This is a genomic window from Brachybacterium sp. HMSC06H03, assembly GCF_001807385.1.
GTDB lineage: Bacteria > Actinomycetota > Actinomycetes > Actinomycetales > Dermabacteraceae > Brachybacterium > Brachybacterium conglomeratum.
Genome location: NZ_KV788732.1, coordinates 1 through 4,026, shown reverse-complemented (window position 1 = coordinate 4,026; position 4,026 = coordinate 1). Strand labels below are relative to the sequence as shown.

At 73.9% G+C, this 4,026-nt stretch carries 3 protein-coding genes; 1 reads left to right on the top strand and 2 read right to left on the bottom strand.

Translation table 11 applies throughout. The features are described 5' to 3' along the window. Positions 1–693 precede the first annotated feature (693 nt). Positions 694–1,221, top strand: a complete 528-nt coding sequence (locus HMPREF3159_RS06180) for a PDDEXK family nuclease (protein WP_246821509.1) — start codon at positions 694–696, stop codon at positions 1,219–1,221. A gap of 245 nt (positions 1,222–1,466) precedes the next feature. Here HMPREF3159_RS06180 and HMPREF3159_RS06175 read toward each other — a convergent pair whose 3' ends face one another. Together HMPREF3159_RS06175 and HMPREF3159_RS17825 are read right to left on the bottom strand one after the other, a co-directional pair. After that, the gene (locus HMPREF3159_RS06175; RefSeq protein ID WP_070500152.1) at positions 1,467–2,861 is read right to left on the bottom strand and encodes a UDP-glucose dehydrogenase family protein; all 1,395 of its coding nucleotides are present in this window, start codon (positions 2,859–2,861) and stop codon (positions 1,467–1,469) included. Between the two features lie 130 nt (positions 2,862–2,991). Then, positions 2,992–4,026, bottom strand: a 1,035-nt coding sequence (locus tag HMPREF3159_RS17825; protein ID WP_141748102.1) for an ATP-binding cassette domain-containing protein, incomplete at its 5' end; no start/stop codon positions are given.

The window sequence follows — 4,026 nt, the reverse complement described above, 5'->3', positions numbered from 1 at the left end:
GGGTCCCGGGTCCCGGGTCCCGGGTCCCGGACGGGAGCGTGGTCAGGTCACGGCGCAGGGCGTACCACTATGCCTATATAGGCGTAGTGGTACGCCCTGCGCCAATACCCGTCACCCCGGCACCCGCCCTCACTGGTCCTCCCGCCCGCCCGGTCGCCTCCATCCGCCCGGTCACCCACGGCGCCGCATTGTCGGTCGACGACCTCCTTCGAGCCTCGGCGACGTCGGTCCGAGCCCTGAGTCCCCATCGGCCGGCCGCCCCTGCCCGCTCCCTGCTCCCCGCCCTGTCCGGCTCCGCCCCTGCCGGTTCCCCGCACCTCCCCTCCACAGCCCTAGCTCGTCCACATCGCCGCCCTCGCTCCTCAACAGCGGCAATGTCATGGCTGTACTGGGGCGATGCAGATACCCGGGATCATCCATCGCTCAGACCTGCGCGCTGTCGGCATCGACGAGGCGGCGCGTCGACGATTCCTCCGGCGGGGTCTCATGCAGAGGGTGGACTGCTGGTACGTCCGGAGCACGGCGCCGGCCGACCTCGTCGCACTTCTGGAGCAGGGAGTGCGGCCGACCTGCCTCAGCGCTGCCAGGCACCACGGCCTGTGGATCCCTCTCCACGCCGACCAGCACGTCTACCGTCCTCGCGCCTCAACGGATGCTGGTCGGTCGACGTCGCTCGTCCTGCACGGCAGTGAGATGCGGAGCTGGCCGGATCGCGATCCGGTCGCCGAGCTCGAGCTGGCGCTCGAGCACGCCGGCAGGTGCCTCCCCGTTCGGGACGCGGCGATCCTGTTCGAATCGGCGCTGAACAAGGGGCTGCTGACCTGGCATGTGGCGCAGCGGATCGTCTCCGGTCTCCCCTCCTCCCGACGGAGGCAACTCGCCCGTGTCTCCCCGCTCGCCGAGTCCGGTACCGAGACGGCCGTGCGCTGGTGGCTCGAGTCGCTGCACGTGCCGGTCACGCCTCAGGTCGTCGTTCCGGGCGTGGGACGAGTGGACCTGAAGCTCGGCCGGAACTGGATCATCGAGTGCGACAGCGTCCAGTTCCACGACAACCCCCGCCAGTACCACCTGGACCGGGCACGGGATCTGCAGCTGCAGGCCCGCCGCTACACCGTGACGAGGCTGACCTGGGAACAGGTCTTCCTCGACTGGGAGCGGACCTCCGAGCTGCTGCTCACGATCCTGCGCCGACGGGAGCACCGCCGCCCTCTCGCCTCCTGAACGTGACGCCTCACGGGGTGTGGCGGTGGGCGTGGTCAGGTCATGGCGCAGGGCGTACCTCTATGCCTATATGGGCATAGTGGTACGCCCTGCGCCAGCACCCGTCCATTCGCCCCGCGTCCGACGGGCCAAGTGCGCGGGCAGGACGGGAAACGGCAGGACAGGCCGTGCGCCGCAGGCAGGACGGGAAACGGCAGCCCAGGCCGTGCGCCGCAGGTCAGGCGCGGATCGGCAGGCCGGGCCGGTCAGGCGGGGATCGGCAGGCCAGGACGGGCGGCGGGGCCACCGACGACGGAGGTCCCGTTCACGGGCCCCGCGCCGCGGCCCAGCGAACGGATCTCCCAGCCCGCGTCCCGCCACGCCCCCGGGTCGAGGACGTTGCGGCCGTCGATCATGCGCGGCGCGGCGACCAGGTTCCGCACGCGCACCGGGTCCAGGCCCCTGTACTCGCGCCACTCGGTCAGCAGCAGCACCAGCTCGGCGCCGGCGAGCGCCTGCTCGGTGTCGGGCTCGCCGACCAGGCCGGGGACGCGCCGCGCGGCGTTGTCCAGGGCCTCGGGGTCGGTGACCGTGACATGGGCGCCCGCGGACATCAGGCGGGAGACGACCTCGAGGGCCGGGGAGTCGCGTACGTCATCGCTGTCGGGCTTGAACGCGGCGCCGAGCACGGTGATGCGCCGGCCGGCGAGGTCGCCGAGCAGCTCGCGGGCGATCTCGACCACGCGCACCCGTCGGCGCTGGTTGACGGCGTCGACCTCGCGGAGGAAGCCGAGCGCCTCGCCCACGCCGAGATCCTCCGCGGAGGCGATGAAGGCGCGGATGTCCTTGGGCAGGCAGCCGCCGCCGAAGCCGATCCCGGCGCGCAGGAACTTCCCGCCGATGCGGTCGTCCATGCCGATCGCGCGGGCGACGTCGGTGACGTCGCCGCCGGTGGCCTCGCACAGCTCCGCGATCGCGTTGATGAAGGAGATCTTGGTGGCGAGGAAGGCGTTGGCGGAGACCTTCACCAGCTCCGCGGTCTCGAAGCCCATCACCAGGCGCGGCACCTCGCCGGCGATCAGCCGCGCGTAGACCGCGTCCAGCATCGCGACCTGCGCATCGGCCGCGGGGGTGTCCGGCTCGGCCACGCCGTAGACGAGACGGTCGGGGGCGAGGGTGTCCTGGACGGCGAAGCCCTCGCGCAGGAACTCGGGGTTCCACATCAGGTCCGCGCCGGGCACCGCGGTGAGCTGGGCGCGCAGTCGGCGGGCGGTGCCGGCAGGGACGGTGGACTTGCCGACGACCAGGGTCGGCGCGCCGCCGCGGGCGGGCAGCACCGCGGCGAGGGAGGCGACGGCGGCCTCGAGAGAGCGCAGGTCGGCGCCGAATCCGTCGGCCCGCTGCGGGGTGCCGAGCCCCAGGAAGTGCACGTCGGCGTGGGCGATCTCGGCGTAGTCGGTGGTGAAGCGGAGACGTCCGGCGGCCAGGCCGCGGCGGAGGATCTCCTCGAAGCCGGGCTCATGGAAGGGGGCGCGGCCCGCCTGCATGGCCGCGACGCGGCCTGAGTCCACGTCCAGGCCGATCACGTCGTGGCCGAGCTCAGCCATCGCGGCGGCGTGCACCGCGCCCAGATATCCCACACCGATGACGGAGACGATCATTGCGCTTCCCTCCCACTGGCGGCCGCGGCCGATACCGGACGAGTCGCTGTCACCGTGACAGGCGCAGGTGTCATCGAGGTGTCGCGGGCATGGAGGGCAGGGGAGGAGCAGGTGCCCGGCGGGGCGCGGATCAGGCCTCGGGGTCGTCGGCCTCCAGCAGCCAGATCGCCAGGCGGCTGTCGGGGTCGTCGGCGAGGCGGTCGGGGTGGCCGTCCTCGACCAGGCGGCCGTCCTCGAACCACAGCACCCGATCGGCGCCGCGCACGGTCTCGGGGTCGCGGCTGTGGATCAGCACGGTGCGGCCCTCCCCCAGCGCATCGAGCGCGGCGAGCACCTCGGCGCGCTCGCGCGGGGCGAGCTCGGCGTCGGCGCGGTCCAGCAGCACCACCGGCGCATCGCGCAGCAGGGCGCGGGCGATCGCGATGCGTCGCCGGCGCCCGTCGGTGAGCGCGGCGCCGCGGCGCACCAGCAGCGTCTCGTACCCGTTCGGCAGCTCGGAGTGGAGGACGTCGGCGCCGCTGCGGCGCGCGGCCTCGGCGACCTCCAGATCGTCCGCCTCGGGCCGGCCGGCGCGGATGTTCTCGCGCACGGTCTCGGAGAACAGCGCCGGCTCGCGCTGGACGACGGCGAGCGCGCCGCGCAGGTCGGCCAGCGACAGGGAGCGGGTGTCGTAGCGGTCCAGCAGCACCCGCCCGGTCTCGGGCTGGTCGAAGCGCAGCAGGTAGGACAGCAGGGCGGAGGCCTCGGCGCCGCTGCGGTCCATGAGCGCGACGCGCTGACCGGCGGGGATGACGACGGAGATGCCGTCGAAGCGGGGGCCGCGCTCGGAGTGCGCGGTGATCGCGGAGAACATGACCTCGCCGCGCAGGCGGCCGACGCCGAGGGTGCGGGGCGGCTCGCCGATCGCGGCGGTGCGGGAGAGGAGGTCGGAGAGCCCGGACGCGGCGGCGACGGCGGAGGCGATCTCGGCGCGGGAGCGGACGATCGCGCCGGCCAGGGGGACCGCGGCGAGGGTCGCGGCGAGCACGACGACGAGGTCGCCGGCGCTCGTTCCCCCGGGCTGCGCCCCGGCGAGCAGGAGCACGGCGACCGCACCGGCGGCGCCGACGAGGGAGTGCGCGGCCAGGCCCAGCACCCGGCCGCGGCGGGCGGCGGAGCGGGAGCG